Source organism: Acidisphaera sp. L21 (assembly GCF_009765685.1).
Taxonomy (GTDB): Bacteria; Pseudomonadota; Alphaproteobacteria; order Acetobacterales; family Acetobacteraceae; genus LMUY01.
In genome coordinates, this window is the sequence record NZ_LMUY01000071.1 from 1 (window position 1) to 18366 (window position 18366).

At 66.3% G+C, this 18366-nt stretch carries 19 protein-coding genes and 1 pseudogene; 17 read left to right on the top strand and 3 right to left on the bottom strand.

From position 1 onward, the window contains the following. From GSQ76_RS13355 to GSQ76_RS13375, 5 genes are all read left to right on the top strand, one after another. The coding region (locus tag GSQ76_RS13355) for a pyridoxal-dependent decarboxylase (protein ID WP_158744410.1) at nt 1-1291 on the top strand (1291 nt) is incomplete at its 5' end. Between the two features lie 51 nt (nt 1292-1342). Then, on the top strand, nt 1343-2257 hold the full coding sequence (cysK, locus tag GSQ76_RS13360; RefSeq protein WP_158744411.1) for a cysteine synthase A: 915 nt from the start codon (nt 1343-1345) through the stop codon (nt 2255-2257). Nucleotides 2258-2373: 116 nt separating this feature from the next. Beyond that, nucleotides 2374-3000: a CDP-alcohol phosphatidyltransferase family protein gene (locus GSQ76_RS13365; protein WP_158744412.1), complete on the top strand. Its 627-nt coding sequence runs from the start codon at nt 2374-2376 to the stop codon at nt 2998-3000. Nucleotides 3001-3109: 109 nt separating this feature from the next. Further along, a complete protein-coding gene (locus GSQ76_RS13370; RefSeq protein ID WP_158744413.1) occupies nt 3110-4057 on the top strand; it encodes an aldo/keto reductase in 948 nt (315 codons plus the stop codon). 505 nt (nt 4058-4562) lie between these two features. Next, the gene (locus GSQ76_RS13375; protein ID WP_158744414.1) at nt 4563-5720 is read left to right on the top strand and encodes a hypothetical protein; all 1158 of its coding nucleotides are present in this window, start codon (nt 4563-4565) and stop codon (nt 5718-5720) included. A 143-nt stretch (nt 5721-5863) separates the two neighbouring features. Here GSQ76_RS13375 and GSQ76_RS13380 read toward each other — a convergent pair whose 3' ends face one another. Next, nucleotides 5864-6799: an AEC family transporter gene (locus GSQ76_RS13380; RefSeq protein WP_158744415.1), complete on the bottom strand. Its 936-nt coding sequence runs from the start codon at nt 6797-6799 to the stop codon at nt 5864-5866. A gap of 93 nt (nt 6800-6892) precedes the next feature. Beyond that, the gene (locus GSQ76_RS13385) at nt 6893-7456 is read right to left on the bottom strand and encodes an alpha-ketoglutarate-dependent dioxygenase AlkB (protein WP_158744416.1); all 564 of its coding nucleotides are present in this window, start codon (nt 7454-7456) and stop codon (nt 6893-6895) included. 72 nt (nt 7457-7528) lie between these two features. On the opposite strand from GSQ76_RS13385, the gene GSQ76_RS13390 reads away from it, so the two are divergent. Further along, nucleotides 7529-8788 (top strand): DUF763 domain-containing protein, encoded by a 1260-nt coding sequence (locus GSQ76_RS13390; RefSeq protein WP_158744417.1) that lies wholly within the window; start codon nt 7529-7531, stop codon nt 8786-8788. A 60-nt stretch (nt 8789-8848) separates the two neighbouring features. Here GSQ76_RS13390 and GSQ76_RS13395 read toward each other — a convergent pair whose 3' ends face one another. After that, a complete protein-coding gene (locus GSQ76_RS13395) occupies nt 8849-10162 on the bottom strand; it encodes an NtaA/DmoA family FMN-dependent monooxygenase (RefSeq protein ID WP_158744418.1) in 1314 nt (437 codons plus the stop codon). Nucleotides 10163-10281: 119 nt separating this feature from the next. Between GSQ76_RS13395 and GSQ76_RS13400 the strand changes: the two genes are divergently transcribed. From GSQ76_RS13400 to GSQ76_RS13450, 11 genes and pseudogenes are all read left to right on the top strand, one after another. Further along, complete coding sequence (locus tag GSQ76_RS13400; protein ID WP_158744419.1) at nt 10282-10719, top strand: hypothetical protein; 438 nt, start codon at nt 10282-10284, stop codon at nt 10717-10719. 13 nt (nt 10720-10732) lie between these two features. Further along, a complete protein-coding gene (locus tag GSQ76_RS13405; RefSeq protein WP_158744420.1) occupies nt 10733-11395 on the top strand; it encodes a cytochrome b/b6 domain-containing protein in 663 nt (220 codons plus the stop codon). Further along, nucleotides 11392-12165, top strand: a complete 774-nt coding sequence (locus GSQ76_RS13410) for a molybdopterin-dependent oxidoreductase (protein WP_158744421.1) — start codon at nt 11392-11394, stop codon at nt 12163-12165. The genes GSQ76_RS13405 and GSQ76_RS13410 overlap by 4 nt, the downstream gene beginning before the upstream one ends. A 133-nt stretch (nt 12166-12298) precedes the next feature. Further along, nucleotides 12299-12850, top strand: a complete 552-nt coding sequence (locus GSQ76_RS13415) for a sigma-70 family RNA polymerase sigma factor (RefSeq protein WP_254070393.1) — start codon at nt 12299-12301, stop codon at nt 12848-12850. Further along, entirely contained in the window at nt 12840-13481 is a 642-nt protein-coding gene (locus GSQ76_RS13420) for an NrsF family protein (RefSeq protein ID WP_158744422.1), read from the top strand. Before GSQ76_RS13415 ends, GSQ76_RS13420 begins: the two co-directional genes overlap by 11 nt. 79 nt (nt 13482-13560) lie before the next feature. Continuing rightward, nucleotides 13561-14376, top strand: coding sequence for an ABC transporter ATP-binding protein (locus tag GSQ76_RS13425; protein ID WP_254070394.1), 816 nt, complete (start codon nt 13561-13563; stop codon nt 14374-14376). After that, nucleotides 14373-15092 carry an ABC transporter ATP-binding protein gene (locus GSQ76_RS13430; RefSeq protein ID WP_254070395.1) on the top strand — a complete coding sequence of 240 codons (720 nt, stop codon included), beginning with the start codon at nt 14373-14375 and terminating at the stop codon, nt 15090-15092. The genes GSQ76_RS13425 and GSQ76_RS13430 overlap by 4 nt, the downstream gene beginning before the upstream one ends. 17 nt (nt 15093-15109) lie before the next feature. Continuing rightward, the gene (locus GSQ76_RS13435; RefSeq protein ID WP_254070396.1) at nt 15110-16312 is read left to right on the top strand and encodes an ABC transporter substrate-binding protein; all 1203 of its coding nucleotides are present in this window, start codon (nt 15110-15112) and stop codon (nt 16310-16312) included. Nucleotides 16313-16316: 4 nt separating this feature from the next. After that, nucleotides 16317-17183, top strand: a complete 867-nt coding sequence (locus tag GSQ76_RS13440) for a branched-chain amino acid ABC transporter permease (RefSeq protein WP_158744424.1) — start codon at nt 16317-16319, stop codon at nt 17181-17183. Then, nucleotides 17183-18085, top strand: a complete 903-nt coding sequence (locus GSQ76_RS13445) for a branched-chain amino acid ABC transporter permease (RefSeq protein ID WP_158744425.1) — start codon at nt 17183-17185, stop codon at nt 18083-18085. Before GSQ76_RS13440 ends, GSQ76_RS13445 begins: the two co-directional genes overlap by 1 nt. A 93-nt stretch (nt 18086-18178) precedes the next feature. Then, nucleotides 18179-18366: pseudogene (locus GSQ76_RS13450) on the top strand (class II aldolase/adducin family protein); the annotation flags it as partial.

Sequence of the window (18366 nt, forward strand, 5' to 3'; positions counted from 1 at the left end):
GCCCCATGCCCCGACCCCCGCCGAGCACGTCTACGCCGACGTGCAGCGCCTCATAATCCCCTACGTCACCGGCAACGTGCACCCGGGCTTCATGGGCTGGGTCCATGGCGGCGGCAACCCGGTCGGCATGCTGGCCGAACTCATCGCCGGCGGGCTCAACGCCAACCTCGGCGGCCGCGACCACGCCCCCATCGAGGTCGAGCGCCAGGTGGTCCGCTGGGCCGCCGAAATGGTCGGCCTCCCCACCGACAGCTCGGGGCTCATGGTCACCGGCAGCTCCATGGCCAACCTGGTCGCCGTCCTCGTCGCCCGCCGCGCCACCCTGGGCCCCGAAATCCGCAGCAAGGGCATCGCCGGCGCCCGCCTCACCGCCTATGCCGCCCGCACCGCCCATGGCTGCATCGCCCGCGCCATGGACATCGCCGGCTTCGGCACCGACGCCCTGCGCCTCATCCGCTGCGACGCCGACCACCGCATCGACCTGTCCGACCTGGCCGCCCACATCGCGCAGGACCGTGCGGAGGGCGCCCAGCCCTTCCTCGTCATCGGCACCGCCGGCACTGTCGATGTCGGCGCCGTCGACAACCTATCCGGCCTCGCCACCTTCTGCCGCAGCGCCGGCCTATGGTTCCACGTCGACGCCGCGTTCGGCGCCCTGGCCATGCTCTCCCCCCGCCATCGCCCCCTCCTCGCCGGGATCGAGCAAGCGGACAGCCTCGCGCTGGATTTCCACAAATGGGCGCAGGTGCCCTACGACGCCGGCTGCATCCTCGTCCGCGACGGCACGAAGCAAGCCGCCGCCTTCGCCCAAACCGTCGCCTACCTCCGCCGGGAGGACCGCGGCCTGGCCGGCGGAGCGCCGTGGCCCTGCGACCTCGGCCCCGATCTATCCCGCGGCTTCCGCGCCCTGAAAGTGTGGATGACGCTCAAAACCTACGGCGCCGATCACCTGGGCCAGATCGTCGACACCACCTGCGCCGTCGCCCAGCACCTCGCCGCCCGGATCCGCGACGACCCGGCGCTCGAACTCCTCGCCCCCGTCGCCCTCAACATCGTCTGCTTCCGCGTCCGCGACGTCACCGACCCGGATCGCCTGAACCGCGACATCGTGGCCGATTTGCAGGAGGGCGGGATCGCCGCCCCCTCCACCACCACCGTCAAAGGCACCCTCGCCATCCGCGCCGCGATCGTAAACCATCGCACGCGCGACGCCGACGTGGATAGGATGCTGGACGCCGTCCTGCTGCGCGCCCGGGTTCGGCGGGGGCCGCCTTTGCATCCGCCGGTCTGACGCCCATATCCTATGCTCGCCCGCTCGTTCCACGGCCAGGATAGAAGACCCATGAAAGCCAGCAGCGTTCTAGAGACGATCGGCCGCACGCCGCACATCCGGCTCGCCCGGCTGTTCCCGGATGCGGAGGTTTGGGTGAAATCCGAACGCGGCAACCCCGGTGGCTCGATCAAGGACCGCATCGCCCTCGCCATGGTGCAGGCCGCCGAGGCGGATGGCCGCCTGAAACCCGGCGGCGTCATCATCGAGCCGACATCCGGCAACACCGGCGTCGGCCTGGCCATCGTGGCCGCGATCAAGGGCTACAAACTCATCCTCGTGATGCCCGACTCCATGTCCGTCGAGCGTCGCCGCCTGATGCAGGCCTACGGCGCCACCTTCGACCTGACCCCCCGGGAAAAGGGCATGAAGGGCGCCATCGCCCGCGCCGAGGAACTGGCCGCGCAAACCCCCGGCGCCTGGATCCCCCAACAATTCGAGAACCCGGCCAACATCGCCATCCACGTCGCCACCACCGCGCAGGAAATCCTCGCCGATTTCCCCGACGGCCTGGACGCCCTCATCACCGGCGTCGGCACCGGCGGCCACCTCACCGGTTGCGCCCAGGTGCTGAAGAAAGCCTGGCCCGGCCTGCAGGTCTTCGCCGTCGAACCCACCCTCTCCCCCGTCATCTCCGGCGGTGACCCGGCGCCCCACCCGATCCAGGGCATCGGCGCCGGCTTCATCCCCACCAACCTGCATCGCGACCTGCTGGATGGCGTCATCCAGGTATCGGGCGACGACGCCAAGGAATACGCCCGCCGCTCCGCCAGCCAGGAGGGCCTGCTCGTCGGCATCTCCTCCGGCGCCACCCTGGCGGCGATCGCAGCCAAACTCGCAAAGTTGAAGCCCGGCGCCCGCGTGCTGGGCTTCAACTACGATACTGGCGAACGCTACCTGTCAGTGCCCGACTTCCTCCCAGCATAATCTTCGCGATGTCGTAGGGCGCCGGGTTGCGTTTGGCGCTGCCCGGTTCTGCGATGCGCGGTTTCGGCGATGTCGTCGGTTTCATCCCCGACCCAATTGCCCGAGTTAGGTCTATCGTGAGCCACGACACATTGTTGCATCGGGCGGTTCGTCCGATTGTAAAACGACTCGGCCCAACCTGGGTCCGCCCCAACCACATTACCGTGGCGCGCTTTCTCGGCGCCCTGCTTGCCGCGGCGGCGTTCGCTGTCGGCACGGTGGATTGGGTTCTGCTCGGCGCAATATCCTTCACCATCGCCGCCGTGCTCGACCGGGCCGACGGCGAATTGGCGAGATTGACGCAGCATTTCAGCCCCCAGGGCCATCGCCTGGACCTGGTGGCCGATTGGGGCGCCGACGCGCTTGCCTTCCTCGCGCTGGGCTATGGCGCGCGCGACGGCTGGATGGGGTGGTGGTCTATCCTGTTCGGCATCTTGGCGGCCGCCGGCATCACGGCCCTGTTCTGGCAACTGAACGGCCGCGATGCGAAACACGGTGCCCCCCGCACTCGGCATGCGTTCGATCCGGATGACGCCATCTTCGCCCTGCCGATCTTGATCTGTGCCGTAGGGGTGACGCCAGTTCTTCTCGTGTCGGGGATCGTCACACCCCTGGCCGCAGTGGCGCTGGTGACGTGCAGTTTCGCCGTGCGGGCAAAACCATTGTTTCGCAGCAACGCGGCCCGTATCGGACATAAGGTGTAGCCTACGACCCGACGCCCGCCTGCGACGCCGCAAAGCGCGAACGGCGCCACTGGGCCTAGACGGGTGCGGCTGCCGGGGGGATACTCGCCCGACGATAAGGAAACCTATCATGCAGTCACGCACGCTCGGCCGCTCCGGTATTGCCATTCCACCGCTCATGTTCGGCGGCAACGTGTTTGGTTGGACCGCGGACAAGGCCCAGTCGTTCCGGCTTTTGGACGCAGCCGTAGACGCCGGGTTCACCGCGATCGACACTGCGGACGTCTATTCCGCCTGGGTCGACGGCAACAAGGGCGGCGAGTCCGAGACCATCATGGGCGAGTGGCTGGCCGAGCGGAAATGCCGCGACAAGGTCGTCATCGCCACCAAGGTCGGCATGGCGATGGGTGACGGTCGCAAAGGCCTGTCGCGCGAGTGGATTTTGCACGAAATCGACGCCTCGCTCACCCGGCTGCAAACCGATTACGTCGACCTCTACCAGGCCCACAAGGACGACGAAACCGTCCCGCTCGAAGAAACCCTGCAAACCTTCGCCGAGTTGATCAAGGCCGGCAAAGTGCGCGCGATCGGCGCCTCCAACTACAAAGGCGCCCGCCTGAAGGAGGCGCTGGACGTCAGCGCCAAGCACGGCCTGCCACGCTACGAAACGCTCCAGCCGCTCTACAACCTGCTCGAGCGTAAGGACTACGAGGCCGACCTGGCGCCCGTGGTGCAAGAAGCCGGCCTCAGCGTCATCCCCTATTTTGCCCTCGCCTCCGGGTTCCTCACCGGTAAATATCGCGCCAAGGCGGATCTCGCCTCCAGCCTGCGCGGCTCCCGCGTGGAGAAATATCTCAACGAAGGCGGCGCCAAGGTGATCGCGGCCTTGGACCACGTCGCGGAACGCCACGGTTCCAACCCGACGCAGATCGCGATCGCCTGGCTGATCGCCCAACCCAACATCGCCGCCCCGATCGCCAGCGCCTCCAAGCCGGAGCAGATGGCCGACCTGGTCAAAGCCTGCGACGTCAAACTCTCCGCGAACGACGTTGCCGTCTTGGACGCCGCCACTCTCTAGACGCCTGTCTCTTATCGGTATCGGAACGGCAAGGTCCGGTGGTGATCTGTCCGTCCGGTGCCAGGCGTGCCCCGCAACGGCCGGCCGCTGCTGTCTGGGCGCGCTCAGACACCGTTTGAGCATGCGCTGCGGGCAGCGAGAGGCGCCCTTGCGCCGCCCGGCGTGGCGGTCGAGAACTGGCGCGGAGCGGCCTTAAGGGGCCGTGAGCACCGGAAGCGCAGACCGCCGCGTCGGATCGCCGCCGCAGTAGCATTCTCAAACGGTCTCTCAAACGACTGGTGAGTTGCGCTTATCCCCAGCCTGCAAGGCCAACAGCATAAGAGCTGATCGCACCAGAGTGATGTGCTTGGCGTCCCGAAAGCCTGTTTGTCAAAAAAGCTTGACGGCTCTTGTTACCATAGTGTTCCGTAACGGCATCGAACCGACCTAGTGGGAGGGCAAGGACGTGCCGAATCTGGGTTCGCCAGGGCCGGCGCGGAGCGCCAGGCACAAGCAAGGATCGGCCTTGGGTCGCCTCGGCACGAAGGTGCTGAAGTCAATCGCGCCTCTGCTTGAGACGGGCAATCCTGCTGCAACGATGGACCGGCTTCTCACATCGAAACATGTCGGCGATCTCAGATTAATTGTCGCCATGTCACTGGTGCTTCTCTGCATCAGTGGTGCACTTTGTCTGTTTTACGCTGTCGAAAAAGCAGGCTTTCCGAATGATATCGTCATATGGACAATAAAGGTTCTCGCAAACCTCATTACCTTACTTGCAACGATGTTTGCCGCCGTCGGCGCGATCTGCGCCTGGTCGTACAAAGTAGGAAGCGCGAGGCTCGGGGTCGTCGATCTGTTTGCGTGCGAAATCTGCACCCTATGCAGGGTCACCACGGTCATCGACACCGTCGGGCGGCTTATGAGCCGTCTCCAACAAGGAGACGAGAGCGCGTCGAAAACTGAGGCCAGCCCGCGCGACGGCTCGACAAACGACGACCGAACCAATGCTCCACAATCGATGCAATTCACCTCGGTCGAAAATTACTTCCCTGTGTTTGAGAGTAACTCGCGCGACCTGCAGAGTTTGGAAGCACGGGTCGTGATCAATATCACATCGTTCTACACATATATGAAAACGGTTCGCGACCTGATGCGCGTCGCCGCCGTCCGGAAGGCGGGGCGTGTCACCGTCGCTGAAAGACAGGTCGATCAGCTTCATGCCGACACTTGGCACAATGCGATGCGCGACGTGATTTATATGCTATATCTTGCGCTCGAGGCAGGGCGAAGCTCGGTTGGCGATCTCGTGGAATACGAGCCCGAGCAGGCCGAGCGAACGATCATTGTCTTGCTCAGCGAACTAAAAGCCTACCAATTCTTGGTTCAAGAATTCCGCGGCAGTAAGGATATGCGAGAGAGCCGCCTTTTACTGAGGTGGGAGACCTACCGGAAGGACTTTCGCGACCTCAATTATCAGGTCACGACACAAGCGCCGATTGCGAGACGAACTCACGATGCGGCGGTGGCTCAGCATCTTCCGGTCGCAGAAATCTCGATCGCAAAACTTACCCGGGACATTTGGGAAGGAGCAGAAAAGCTCCTGCCAGACTTTTATGCCCTATTTAAATCGACGGAAGCATTGGTACAAAGCAAAGCAGATAAGCCTCAACTCACCGACTGAGACTGCTTCGGACGACCGCTGCCGCATCGACAAACGGTCTCTTGAGCATTTTCCGCGCGATGAGAATCATCGGGCGGATGAAAATGCTCGCCAAGACAGAGAGCTAAAGCAAAGTTCGTGCATCTCTCAGCACGAAATTTGCGCTAGCCGGCAATTGCGAGGTAGGCCGATACGGTCAACACCGACAGAATCGTGGAAACCAGGATGGCGTTGGAGGTGACTTCCGCCTCGCGGTTGTAGAACTCCGCCAGCATGAACGGCCCCGTTCCCGTCGGCAGCGCGGCCAGCAGCACGGCGGTGTGCGTCAGCATCGGGGACAGGCCGAAGATCTGGGTGGCGGCGACCCAGGTGATCAGCGGCTGCGCCACCAACTTGCACATCACCAGGAACGCCGTCGACCCGGCGGTTCGCTCGGTCGACTTGCGCGTGTTGGCCAGGAACAAGCCCAGCGCCACCAGGGCGCTGGGCGAGGCCGCCCCACCCAGTAGCTTGAAGAAGGTCTCCACCGGGCCCGGAATAGCCAGCCCGGCGATCGGGATCAGAGCACCCAGCACCGGCGCCACCAGCAGTGGATTGCGCACCAGCGATTTGGTGACCTTCAGCGCCAGTTTGGCCCGCTGGCGCTCCGTCTGCAGGCCGATTTCGATCAGCACGATGGCGACGGCGAACAGGATGCAGACCGTCATGATGGTCGCCACCAGCGTCGGCGCCAGGGCTCCCCGCCCCAACGCCACCACCGCCAAGGGAAACCCGATGAACCCCGTATTGGCATACCCGGCGTTCAGCCCATCCAGCACCGCGTCCGCCAGATGCCGCGTCCCGCGCAGCCGGATCGCGACCGTGCCGCCAAACACCAGCGCGCTGCCCAACCCGAACGCCGCTATGAAGCCGGGCTGCCAGATATCGACCCAGTTCGCATGCGCCACGATGTCGAACAACAACGCTGGCAACGCCAAATAGACCACGAAACGATTGAGTTCGGAGGTAGCGTGCGGGCCCAGAACCCCAATTCGCCGCGCCAGCCATCCTGCGAAGATCAGCGCGAAGATCGGCAGAACCACCATCAAAGTCGAAAACATCAGGCCGACGAACCGATCCCGTAGTGACGTCCGACCCTTCTACGACCGCGCGCCGGCTAATCCAACCGCGCTTGCCGCACCGCAGCAAGCACCCTATTCAGCCAGGCTCCGAAATGTCACCGACCACCGCGTCACCGCCATCTCCGCGATGCTGTGTTCCCACTCGGTCCGGATCGCGCCGCTCAGGTGATAGATCGAGCGCCGCGGCAATTCGGCTGCCAGCCGGTCGAACCCGGCGCCCCGCCGGCGACGAAACCGCATCGTCGCCGCCGCCCCCAGCGACACGCCCACGACATGCCCGAACACCGCCCGATCCCGATGCCAGCCAATCCCCGCACCCGGGTCGTACCGCAGCAACAGCGCCTGCGCCAACGTATCTGGCGCCAGCCCGGCAAACTCAGCCGCCCGCGCCCGCAACGGCAGCAGCCAGTCCGGTATCGGCTCGCTGGGCGCTAACCGCGCCCCCTCGAAATCGTAATGCCAGCCAAAGGACGCCGTCAGCCGCTTGCCGAGATATCCTTGGAACCGGAACGGCGTCAGCTCTATGGCGTCGACAGCGGCAATCAGCGCAGCCTCCTCCGCCGGCGTCACGATATCGCAAGCCTGCACCGGCCCAGCAGGCGGCGGCGCAAACAAATCGGACTGTCCAGCGAGCATGGTTCTCTTTCTGTTCCGTCTCTGATACCCTCGCCCCATGCCAAAACGCAACACGAAACGCACCCCGATCTGATGGCCAAACGCGCCGGCAGTGCCGACTTGCCGCTGCATGGCGGCCGCGTCCCCGCCTGGCTCGGCACGCGCATGACCAAGCTCGGCGCCGTCATCACCCAGGCGATCGTGCTGGAATACGGCCGCGACGAGATGCTGCGACGCCTGTCCAACCCGTTCTGGTTCCAATCTTTCGGCGCCGTCATGGGGATGGACTGGCATTCCTCCGGCATCACCACCAGCGTCATCGGCGCCTTGAAACGCGGCCTCGCCCCCTTGGCCGGCGAACTCGGCATCCACGTCTGCGGCGGCCGCGGCAACCAGTCCCGCCAAACCCCGCACGAACTCGCCGCCATCGGCGACCGCACCGGCGTGGACGGCGCCGCCCTGGCCCGCGCCAGCCGCCTGGTCGCCAAGGTCGACAGCGCCGCCGTGCAGGACGGCTTCGACCTCTACCTCCACGGCTTCATCGTCACCGATGACGCAAACTGGGTGGTGGTGCAGCAGGGCATGAACGGCGACCGCCGCCAGGCCCGCCGCTACCACTGGCTCTCCCAGGGCCTGCAAAGCTTCGTCGACCAACCCCATGCCGCCATCGACGGCACCGGCCAGGGCGTCATCGTCAATCTCACCGACCGCCGGGCCAACCCGGCCCGGCAGCACATGCTGGGCGTGCTGAGCGATCTCGGCCCCGACGGCATCCAGCACCAACTCGCCTTGCTGGAGGATCGCCCCCCGCTGGCCCAGGCCTCCCTGCTGCATTTGGTCATGCCCGCGCATCACGACGTGCGGCCGGAAAACATCGTCACGCGGCGTCTGCACGGCAACCTCGCCGCCGCCGCCGAACGCGGCCCGCAGGATTTCGCCGAGTTGCTCCTCGTCCCCGGTGTCGGCGCCCGCACCGTGCGCGCCCTGGCCCAGGTGGCCGAAATCGTGCACGGCGCCCCCTACCGCTTCACCGACCCGGCACGCTTCTCCATCGCCCATGGCGGCAAGGACCGCCATCCCTACCCGGTGCCGCTGAAGGTCTACGACCACACCATCGCCGTGTTGAAGGCCGCCGTGCACAACGCCAAGCTAGGCCACTCCGAAGAACTCGCCGCAATGAAGCGCCTGGACGACCAGGCCCGCCAATTGGAGCGTCACGCCACCGGCCCCACCGTCGAAACGCTATTCGCCTGGGAACGCCAGGCCTCGCACGGATACGGCGGTCGCAGCGTCTTCGGATGGGAGCCACAGCCTAGAGCATTTTCCGCGCGAGGAGAATCATCGGGCGGATAAATGCTTGCCAAAACAGAGAGCTAGAGCAAAGTTCGTGCATCTTTCAGCACGAAATTTGCTCTAAAACGCCAGCAGATTATCCCGGAACATCTGGTGCTCGTACGCCGTGCGCACCAAACCACGCTGCTGCAGCGCCGGCACCAACCCGTCGGTAATCTCCGCCACGCTACGACGGCTCACATTCGGCAGCGCGATCAGGAAACCGTCGCCGCCCACCTCCTGCATCGCCTCGTCCATCTGCGCCGCCACCCTGTCGGGCGTGCCCACCAGGTCCACGCAGGCGCCCATGCTGCTATAGTCGATCGCCGCCTCCCGCAACGTGTTCTTGCCGGCCTTGCGCAGGAACCCGGCCAGGCTCGATTGGTGGCCGTTGGTGGACAACTCGCCCACCGGCGCATCCAGGTCGAAGGTGGAGAAGTCGATATTCGTCGTCCAGCCGATCTGCGCCAGCCGCATATCCAAATTCTGCGCCGCCGCGACCCGGCGATGATCCGCACGCTCCTGCGCCTCGGCTGCCGAACTGGCCAGGATCGGATACGCCATGAACAGGACCTTGCAATGATCCGGATTGCGCCCGGCGGCCGCCATCTGCCCTCGGACGTCGTCGCGGTAATCCTTCATCGCCGCGATCCCCTTCGGATGGGCAACGATGGTGTCCGCATACCGCGCCGCGGTGGCCCGCCCCTTCGCGGACCCGCCAGCCTGCGCGATCACCGGCCGCCCCTGCGGACATGGACCGGAGTTCAACGGCCCGCGGCTGGCATAATGCTCGCCCTTGAAGTCGATCGTGTGCACCTTCTCCGGATCGATCAGCACGCCGGTCTTGCGGTCCGCCACGATGGCGCCGGGCTCCCACGAATCCCAAAGCTGCGTCACGATATCGATATACTCGGCGGCCATTTCGTAGCGCGTGTCGTGCTCCGGCAGATGGTCCAGCCCGAAATTCTGCCCCGAATAATCCGAACTGCCCGTCACCATGTTCCACCCGGCGCGCCCGCCCGAAATCTGGTCCAGCGTGCCCACGATGCGGGCGGTCAGATACGGATGATACGCGAAGGTCGACAGCGTCGGCACCACCCCCAGCCGGCTGGTCGCCGCCAGCATCAGCGATGCGATGACCGATGGCTCCTGCCGCGGCACCGACATGCCGTTCTTCAGGAAGATATCCCGCAAATCCTGCCAATTCTGCCCGATATAGATCGAGTCCTCCAACAGCATGTAGTCGAACCCGGCCCGCTCGATCGCCCGCGCCGCATCGACGAACATCTCGGCGGACATCCACTCCTCGCTGATATTGCCGGTCCATTGCGCGTTCCAGGCCTGGATGCTGGAGCCCTGCAGGAACCAGGCGAGGTGGAACTTGTCTGCCGGCATTCGGGTACTCCCAACTGTCATCGCTGCGCCGCAACCTATCGCGTCCCGCCGCCGCTGTAACCAATCGCCAGCGCGCCCCGAATAACCGGGTTCATGCGCCACGTTCGGGGATCCATGTCGTGCTGCTCCGCTTTTGTTTCGCCGGGTTGCTGCTGGCGACGTCTGCCGCGCTGGCGCAACAACCCGCCCCGGCGGGGATGAGCCTTGCCGAGGCCGCCAGCCGCCGCTTTCCCCAACCCGTGCGCGTCGGCGCGCTGCTGCATCGCCAGGTGCTGCAACCGGCGGAAAGCCAGCCAACCCTCGGATGGGTCCGGGCCGTCGTGCGCCAGGGCGATGGCAGCCTGGCCGTCGTTGTGGCCTATGGCGGCGTGCGCGGCGTCTTCGCCCACCCGATCGCCGTCCCTGTCGAGGCAATGACCTTGCTCGGCCAATACATGGAAATCGTGGACTTCACGCCGGCCCAGTTGAACGGCTTCAAGACCTTCGATCCAGCCGGCTCCCAACCCCTCGCGCCAGACGACGTCATCCGCGTCGGCCTCGCCCGTCCGTCGCATTAGCTGAGGTCCACCCATGGCATCGACGCCCCCACCCAAGCCCGCCGCCACGCGCAAGCTGCATCCGGTTCCCATCCGCGTCATGCATTGGATCAATGCGGTGGCGATGCTGGTGATGATCACCTCCGGCTGGGGCATCTACGACGACTACGTCATCATCAGCGGCCTGCATTTCAGTCACACATTCCGGCTGGGCAGCTGGGCGGCGGAAAGCCTCATGTGGCACTTCGCCGGCATGTGGTTCCTGGTGCTGAATGGCCTGGCCTATTTAATCTACGGCGTCTTCACCGGCCGCTTCCGCGAGCGCCTGCTGCCGATCCGCATCGGCGAGCTGGTGCAGACCGTGAAGGACACGCTGCATTTCCACATCGCCCACGAAGACCTCACGCATTACAACGCCGTGCAGAAACTGCTGTATATCGTCGTGATCGTCGCCGGCATCTCGCAGGTCGTCACCGGGCTGGCGATTTGGAAGCCGGTGCAGCTCTCCTTCCTCGTGCCACTCTTCGGTGGCTTCCAGGGTGCGCGCATCGTGCATTTCTGGGGCATGGTGGTGATCGTCGGCTTCCTGGTCGTGCACGTGGCGCTGGCCGTGCTGGTGCCACGAACCATCTGGGCCATGCTGGCTGGCGGCCCGCGCGTCGGCGACCGCCCGCGCGCCAACAAGGTGACGCCATGAAATCCCTGTTCCGTCCCGCCCAGCCAACCAGCCCGGCCGTGCTCGACGATCATCGCCCAATCATCCGCTCGCTCCAGCGCCGCGGCTTGATCCGCGGCGGCCTCTCGCTCGGCGCGCTCACCATGCTCACCGGCTGCGACGTCAGCCGTCCCGCCGCGGTCGAAGCAGCGTTGCGCGGGATCTCCACCTTCAACGACTGGTTCCAGCAGCAATTGTTCAACCCGAACAAGCTGGCGCCCACATACCCGGCATCGATGGTGCTCAAGCCACCCCGGTTCAACGCCTATTACGACATCATGGACGTGAAGCCGGTCGACGGCGACACCTGGAAGCTGGAGCTCGCCGGGCTGATCGACGACAAGACGCCCTGGAAATTGCCGCAATTCGCCGCCCTGCCGCAGCAGGACGAGGTCATTCGCCATATCTGCATCGAAGGCTGGGACTATATCGGCCAATGGTCCGGCGTTCCCCTACGGGATTTCCTAAGGCGGATCGGCGCCGACACGCGGGCGAAATACGTGAACTTCCAATCCGCCGACGACTACCCAAGCTCGCTCGACATGGCGACCGCCCTGCATCCACAAACGATCCTCGCCACGTCCTACGCTGGCGAGCCATTGGCAGCACCCTTCGGCTTCCCCATGCGCCTGCGCACGTCCACGAAGCTCGGCTTCAAGAACCCGAAATGGATCACCGCCATCGAGGTCACCAACACCTACACGCCGGGCTATTGGGAGAAGGCCGGGTTCGGCTGGTTCAGCGGCATATGACCCCCTGAGTCCAAGCGCGTTGCCAAGCGATGTCACGCGCCGTATTCTAGAACGCGTGAAACAGAACCTCCCCTGACGGGCCGGCCAACACCGTGATCGCGCCACGCTGTGACCGTCTGCGGGCCACGCCCGAATGAAGCCGGATGATCCGCGCTTCGGAAATAATGGCTGGGCCGATCTGATGATCGCCGCACAGGCCGGGGACGCCGCCGCGTATCGCCGACTGCTCATGGCGCTGGATCGCTGGCTCGGCCGCTACTTCACGCGCCGGCTGCCCTCCGCGACCGTCGAAGACACCGTGCAGGACACCCTGCTGGCCATCCACGAAAAGCGCCACACCTACGATCCGGCCCGCCCGTTCGAGCCATGGCTCGCCGCCATCGCCCGCTACAAATGGATCGACCGGCTGCGATCGATGCACACCAAACCCACCGTCACGTTGACCGACGACATCGCAATCGGCGACCATGGCGACGCCGTCTCCAGCGCCTGGTCGCTGGAGCGATTGTTGCGGGAGCTGAAGCCCGCGCAATCCGACGCGATCCGGTTGGTGAAGTTGCAGGGGCTGAGTGTCGAAGAGGCGGCTGACATCACCGGGCAATCCCCTTCCCTCGTCAAGGTGAACATCCATCGCGGCCTAGGCCGCTTGCGCACTCTGGTGCACGGGCGTGCCGATGACGAATGACCGGTTGATCGATCGCCTGGTCGGCGACCTGAAGCCCGTTCGCCGCCGCCGCTACGGGGTCGACATCGCCGTCATCGCCCTGCTCTGCGCCATCGAACTGGCGGTGTATCTCGCGATCGGCCCAGTCCGCCGCGACATGCCCGGCGCGATGCAGATCGTCGCGGTATGGTGGCGCCTCGCCAGCCTCGGCCTCATCGCGCTCGTCGGGGTGGCAGTGGCTATCGCGTCGTTCAACCCGGCGGTGTCGCCACGGCGCGGCCTGCGCCTCCTAATCAGCCTCATCGCCCTATGTCTGGCTGCAGGCTGGCTGATCGACGCCAGCCGCGACGGGTGGCCCGCCCTGGCAACGCGCATCGATTGGCGAAACGGTCTGCAATGCGTCTACGAAATGACCGTGCTGGCAATCCCGGCGCTGCTCGGCCTGGGCCTGCTAATGCGTCGCGGTGCGTCCACCGATAGCGCCGGCACCGCACTCGCCGTGGGCATTTCCGCGGCGGCCTGGGGCGCCTTCGTCTTCGTCTTCGCCTGCCCGTTCGACGACCCGCTCTACATCGCCATCTGGTATTGCGTGGGCTGCGGCCTGGTCACGCTGCTGGCCCGCCTGGCCCTACCGATCATCACCCGCTGGTAGCCCGCCAGCGATCCTGGCGGCGATTTGACACCCAGCAGATTGTGCCCGAAATGCGTGCCATCAGCAGGAGATGGTGCCCGTGCAGCGGATCGGCCCTACGCGCCCGGAGGGAGTTATCCTGGCCGGCCAGGCGCCCCCTGCCCTGCGTGTCGATGATCTCCGCCGCAGCTTCTACGGTGTCTCCGTCCTGCAAGGGATCAGCCTCAGCATCGCCGCCGGGTCGATCACCGGGCTGATCGGCCCAAACGGCGCCGGCAAATCCACCTTCTTCAACGTCATCTCCGGCCTGCTGCGCCCCGACCAGGGCCGCGTCAGCCTCGGCGGCCGAAACGTCACCGGCATGTCGCCCGATCGCCTGGTGGGGTGCGGCCTGGTCCGCACCTTCCAACTCGCCCGCGGCTTCCCCAAACTCTCCGTCTTCCAGCACCTGATGCTCTACGCCCCCCGCCAACCCGGCGAACACATGCTCGCCGCCATCTTCGGCAGCCGCCAAGCCCGCGCCTACGAGGCCGAAATCGCCGAGCGTGCCTGGTCCGTCGCCCGCCGCCTCCGCCTCGGCCACGTGCTGGACAACCCCATCACCTCGCTCTCCGGCGGCCAGAAGCAACTGGTCGCGATCGGCCGCGCCCTCATGGCCTCCCCGCAGATCATCCTGCTCGACGAGCCGATGGCCGGCGTGAACCCGACCCTCGGCGGCCAAATCGCCGATCACCTGCTCGCCTTGCACGAGGACGGCATCACCATCTGCCTCATTGAGCACGACATGTCGCTCATCAAGCGCCTCTGCGACCCGGTGATCGTCCTGGCCGAGGGCCGCACCCTCATGACCGGCAGCTTCGCCGAAGTCGTCGACGACCCCCGGGTCCAAGAAGCCTATCTGGGCACCCGGCATTGAGCGAAGCCGGCACGGTGCTGACGGTCGACGCGATCGTCGGCGGCTACTCCACCGCCGAACAAATCCTCAAAGGCACGTCCCTGCGGGTGGAGCGCGGCGAGATCGTCACCATCATCGGCCCCAACGGCGCCGGCAAATCCACCCTCCTGAAAGCGGTCGCCGGCCTGCTGACGCTCAGCGCCGGCAGCATCACCCTGAACGGCCGCGACGTCTCCCGCGAAAACGCCCTGGGCCGCGCCCGCCACGGCATGTCCTTCGTCCCGCAGGAGCGCAATGTCTTCGGCCCCCTCACCGTGGCCGAAAACCTCTCCATCAGCGCCTTCCTCCACCCGGCCCGCGCCAAGCGCAAAGCCGATGAGATGTACGCCCGCTACCCCTTCCTCGCCGCCCGCCGCCGCTCCCAGGCCCGCACCCTCTCCGGCGGGCAACGCCAGATCCTCGCCATGGCAATGGGCCTCATGACCGAGCCCTCCCTGCTCCTGCTCGACGAACCCACCGCCGGCCTCTCCCCCAAGGCCGCGGACGAGTTGTTTGAGGCCGTCATCGCTCTGAACGCCGACGGCCTGCCCATCCTGATGGTGGAACAGCACGCCGTCGAAGCGCTGGAAATCTCCACCCGCGGCTACGTGCTCGTCGCCGGCCGCAACAGTGCCGAGGGCAATGGCCCAGCACTTGCGAGCGACCCCGACATAAGACGGCTTTTCCTTGGCGGCTGAATTTTGAGGACCAGACCATGATGCGCACACCCATCTCCCGACGTTCCACCCTGCTCGGCACCCTGGCCGTCGGCGCCACCGCGCTCGCCCGCCAGGCCATCGCCCAGGAAGGCCCGATCCGCCTCGGCGCCCTCGTGCCTCTCACCGGCGCCGGCGGCCCCTACGGCCCCAACATGGCCAAGGCCGCCAAGCTGGTGGTCGACCAGGTGAACGCCGCCGGCGGCATCCTCGGCCGCAAGCTGGAACTCACCGTGGTGGATGACCAGTCCAACCCCGATGCCGGCGTCCGCGCCGCCCGCCAGTTGATCGAGGTCAACAAGGTCGCCGCCATCATCGGCACCTGGGCCTCCTCCGTCACCACCGCCGTGGCGCCGCTGTGTTGGGAGAGCAAGACCTTCCTCACCACCACCTCCGGCGCCGACTCCATCACCCTCCTGCCGCATGACGGCTACCTCATCCGCACCCAGCCCAACACGATGCTGCAGGGCCAGAAATTCGGCCAATTCGCCCTGGAAAAGGGCGGCAAGAAGGTCTTCTTCCTCTCCCCGCAAACGCCCTTCTTCCAAAGCGAGATGGACGCCATCACCAAGGTCGTGAAGGCCGCCGGCGGCGACACCGCCTCCCTGGTCTATGACGACCAAAAGCCGTCCTATCGCAGCGAGATCGACACCATGCTGCGCTATGCCCCGGACGCCCTCATCCTCGGCGGCTACACCCCCGACACCATCGTCGTGCTGAAGGACCTGTTCCGCGCCGGCTTCAAGGGCGCCAAAATAGGCTTTGGCTACGCCATCAACCAGAAGCTGCTCGACAGCGTCCCTGCCTCTGTCGCCGAGGGCTGCTACACCCTCGCCCCCTCCCCGGCCGAGGGCAGCGCCGCCTACACCGGCCTGGTCAAGGCCATCGGCATCGCCAACCCCGACCCCTACACCATCCAGGTCTACGACCAGACCAACCTGGTCGTGCTCGCCATGGCGCAGGGTGGCGAGGCCACCGGCACCGGCATCCGCAACAACGTCCGCAAGGTCAGCCAGGCACCCGGCGGCGCCGTCGTCGTCAACGCCCTGGACGGGCTGAAGGCCATCGCCGCAAAGCAGGCCATCGCCTATGACGGCGCCTCCGGCCCCTGCAAATTCACCGACCGCGGCGACATCCAAGACTCGAAGTTCCGCTACGAACAGGTCCAGGGCGGCAAGATCACGCTGCTGAAGATCGATTGAGGCCATGCTGGCGGAGATCGCCCAGGCCCTGGCCAATGGGCTGCTTTCGGGCGCGCTGATTGCAGTCCCGGCCATCGGCTTCACGACGATCTTCGCCGTGCTGCGCTTCCCCGACTTTGCCGTCGCCTCCTACGCGACGGTGGGCGCCTTCGCCGGCTGGTGGGTGAACGTGCGCCTGGGGATGGGCGTCGTCCCCATCCTCATCGCCGCCTTCATCGTCGCCGGGCTGGTGGGCCTGGTCGCCGAACACATCGCGCTGCGGCCGTTACGCGGCTACGGCGCCCTAACGGTGGCAATCGGCTCGATCGCACTGAATCTCGTATTGGAAAACCTCATTCGCTTCATCTTCGGCAACGACCTGCACGGCTACGACCTGCCGTTGGAGCAGGACCTGAATGTCGGCCCCATCCGCGTCGGCCCGCAGCAAATCCAGAATCTCGGCCTGGCCGCCGCGGTGCTCGTCCTGGTCTTCCTGTTCCTCCGCTACAGCCGCTTCGGCCGCGCCATGCGCGCCGTGGCCGACAACGCCGACCTCTCCCGCCTCAAGGGCATCGACCCCGGGCGCATCGCCGGCTTGGCCGTGCTGCTGGGTGCCGGGCTGGCGGGGGTTGGCGGCGTGCTGCTGGGGTTCGACACCTCCATCGACCCACTCACCGGCTACCGCGTGGTGCTCGCCGTCTTCGCCGCCGCCGTCCTGGGCGGCCTCGGCTCCATCCCCGGCGCCGTCGCCGGTGCCCTGGCGCTGGGCGTCGCCGAGGAACTGGCCCTGCTGGTCGTCCCCGCCACCTACCGCAGCGCCATCGGCTTCGCCGCGATCCTGCTGATGCTGACCTTCCGCCCCCGCGGCCTCCTGGGCGAGAGGAGCGTCTGATGCTGTCCTACGCCATCGCCACGCTCGTCTCCGGCGGCGTCTACGCCATCCTCGCCCTCAGCCTCAATCTCGCCTGGGGTGGCGCCGGCATGGTCAATCTCGGTCTCGGCGGCTTCTTCGCCATCGGCGCCTACGCCTCGGCCATCGCGACGGGCGCCGGCGCCCCCTTCGCCGCCGGCCTGGCCATCGCCGTGGTGGCAGGTGTCCTGGCCGGCCTGGTCGTCACCTTCGCCACCCTGCGCCTGCGCGACGACTACCTCGCCATCGTCACCCTCGGCTTCGGCGAGGTCATCCGCCTGGTCGCCCTCAACGAGCGCTGGCTCACCAACGGCGCCGACGGCCTATCCGGCATCCGCGCGCCCTTGAAGCCGGAACTCGGCCTGTTCGGCTTCAACCTGTTCTACCTGGGCCTCACCACCCTGGCCGCCCTCGTCATCCTGCTCGGCCTGCAACGCCTGGACCGCTCCCCCTACGGCCGCGCCCTCCGCGCCGTGCGGGAGGACCCGGAACTCGCCCGCTTCGCCGGCAAGAACGTGCTGCGCTTCAAGTTCGAGGCCTTCGCCCTCTCCGCCGCCATCGCCGGCCTGGCGGGCGCGCTCTACGCCCATTTTCAATCCTACGTCTCCCCGGATCTGTTCGCCCCGCTCATCACCATCTACATCTTCCTCGCCGTCACCGCCGGCGGCGTCGGCCGCCCCCTGGGCGCGCTCGTCGGCGGCTACGCGGTGATGGCCTTCCTCGAGGCCGCGCGCATGGCCGTCGGCTATCTCCCCGGCCTCGAACCCGTGCAACTCGCCTCCGTCCAAGGCATGCTGACCGGCCTGGCCCTGCTGCTGATCCTCCGCCTACGCCCCCAGGGCATGCTGCCCGAACGCATCCGCCCGGCCCCGGCCACACCATAAAGTCCGCGCATTCGCTTGCCCCTGGCGCCGGATCGAACCTAGGCTGCCCTCAACGAACGGCCCGAGCGGGCCGCCAATGGGAGGGAACAGGCCATGCCCGACACCAATGTCGCCCAAAGCGTCCGCAGCCGCGTCTCCGAAGCCGAGTGGCAGGCCCGGCTGGACTGCGCCGCCACCTATCGCCTGCTGGCACTCTTCGGCATGACCGACCTCGTCTACAACCACGCCACCGTCCGCATCCCCGGCGATGCCGAGCACATGCTGATCAACCCGTTTGGCTG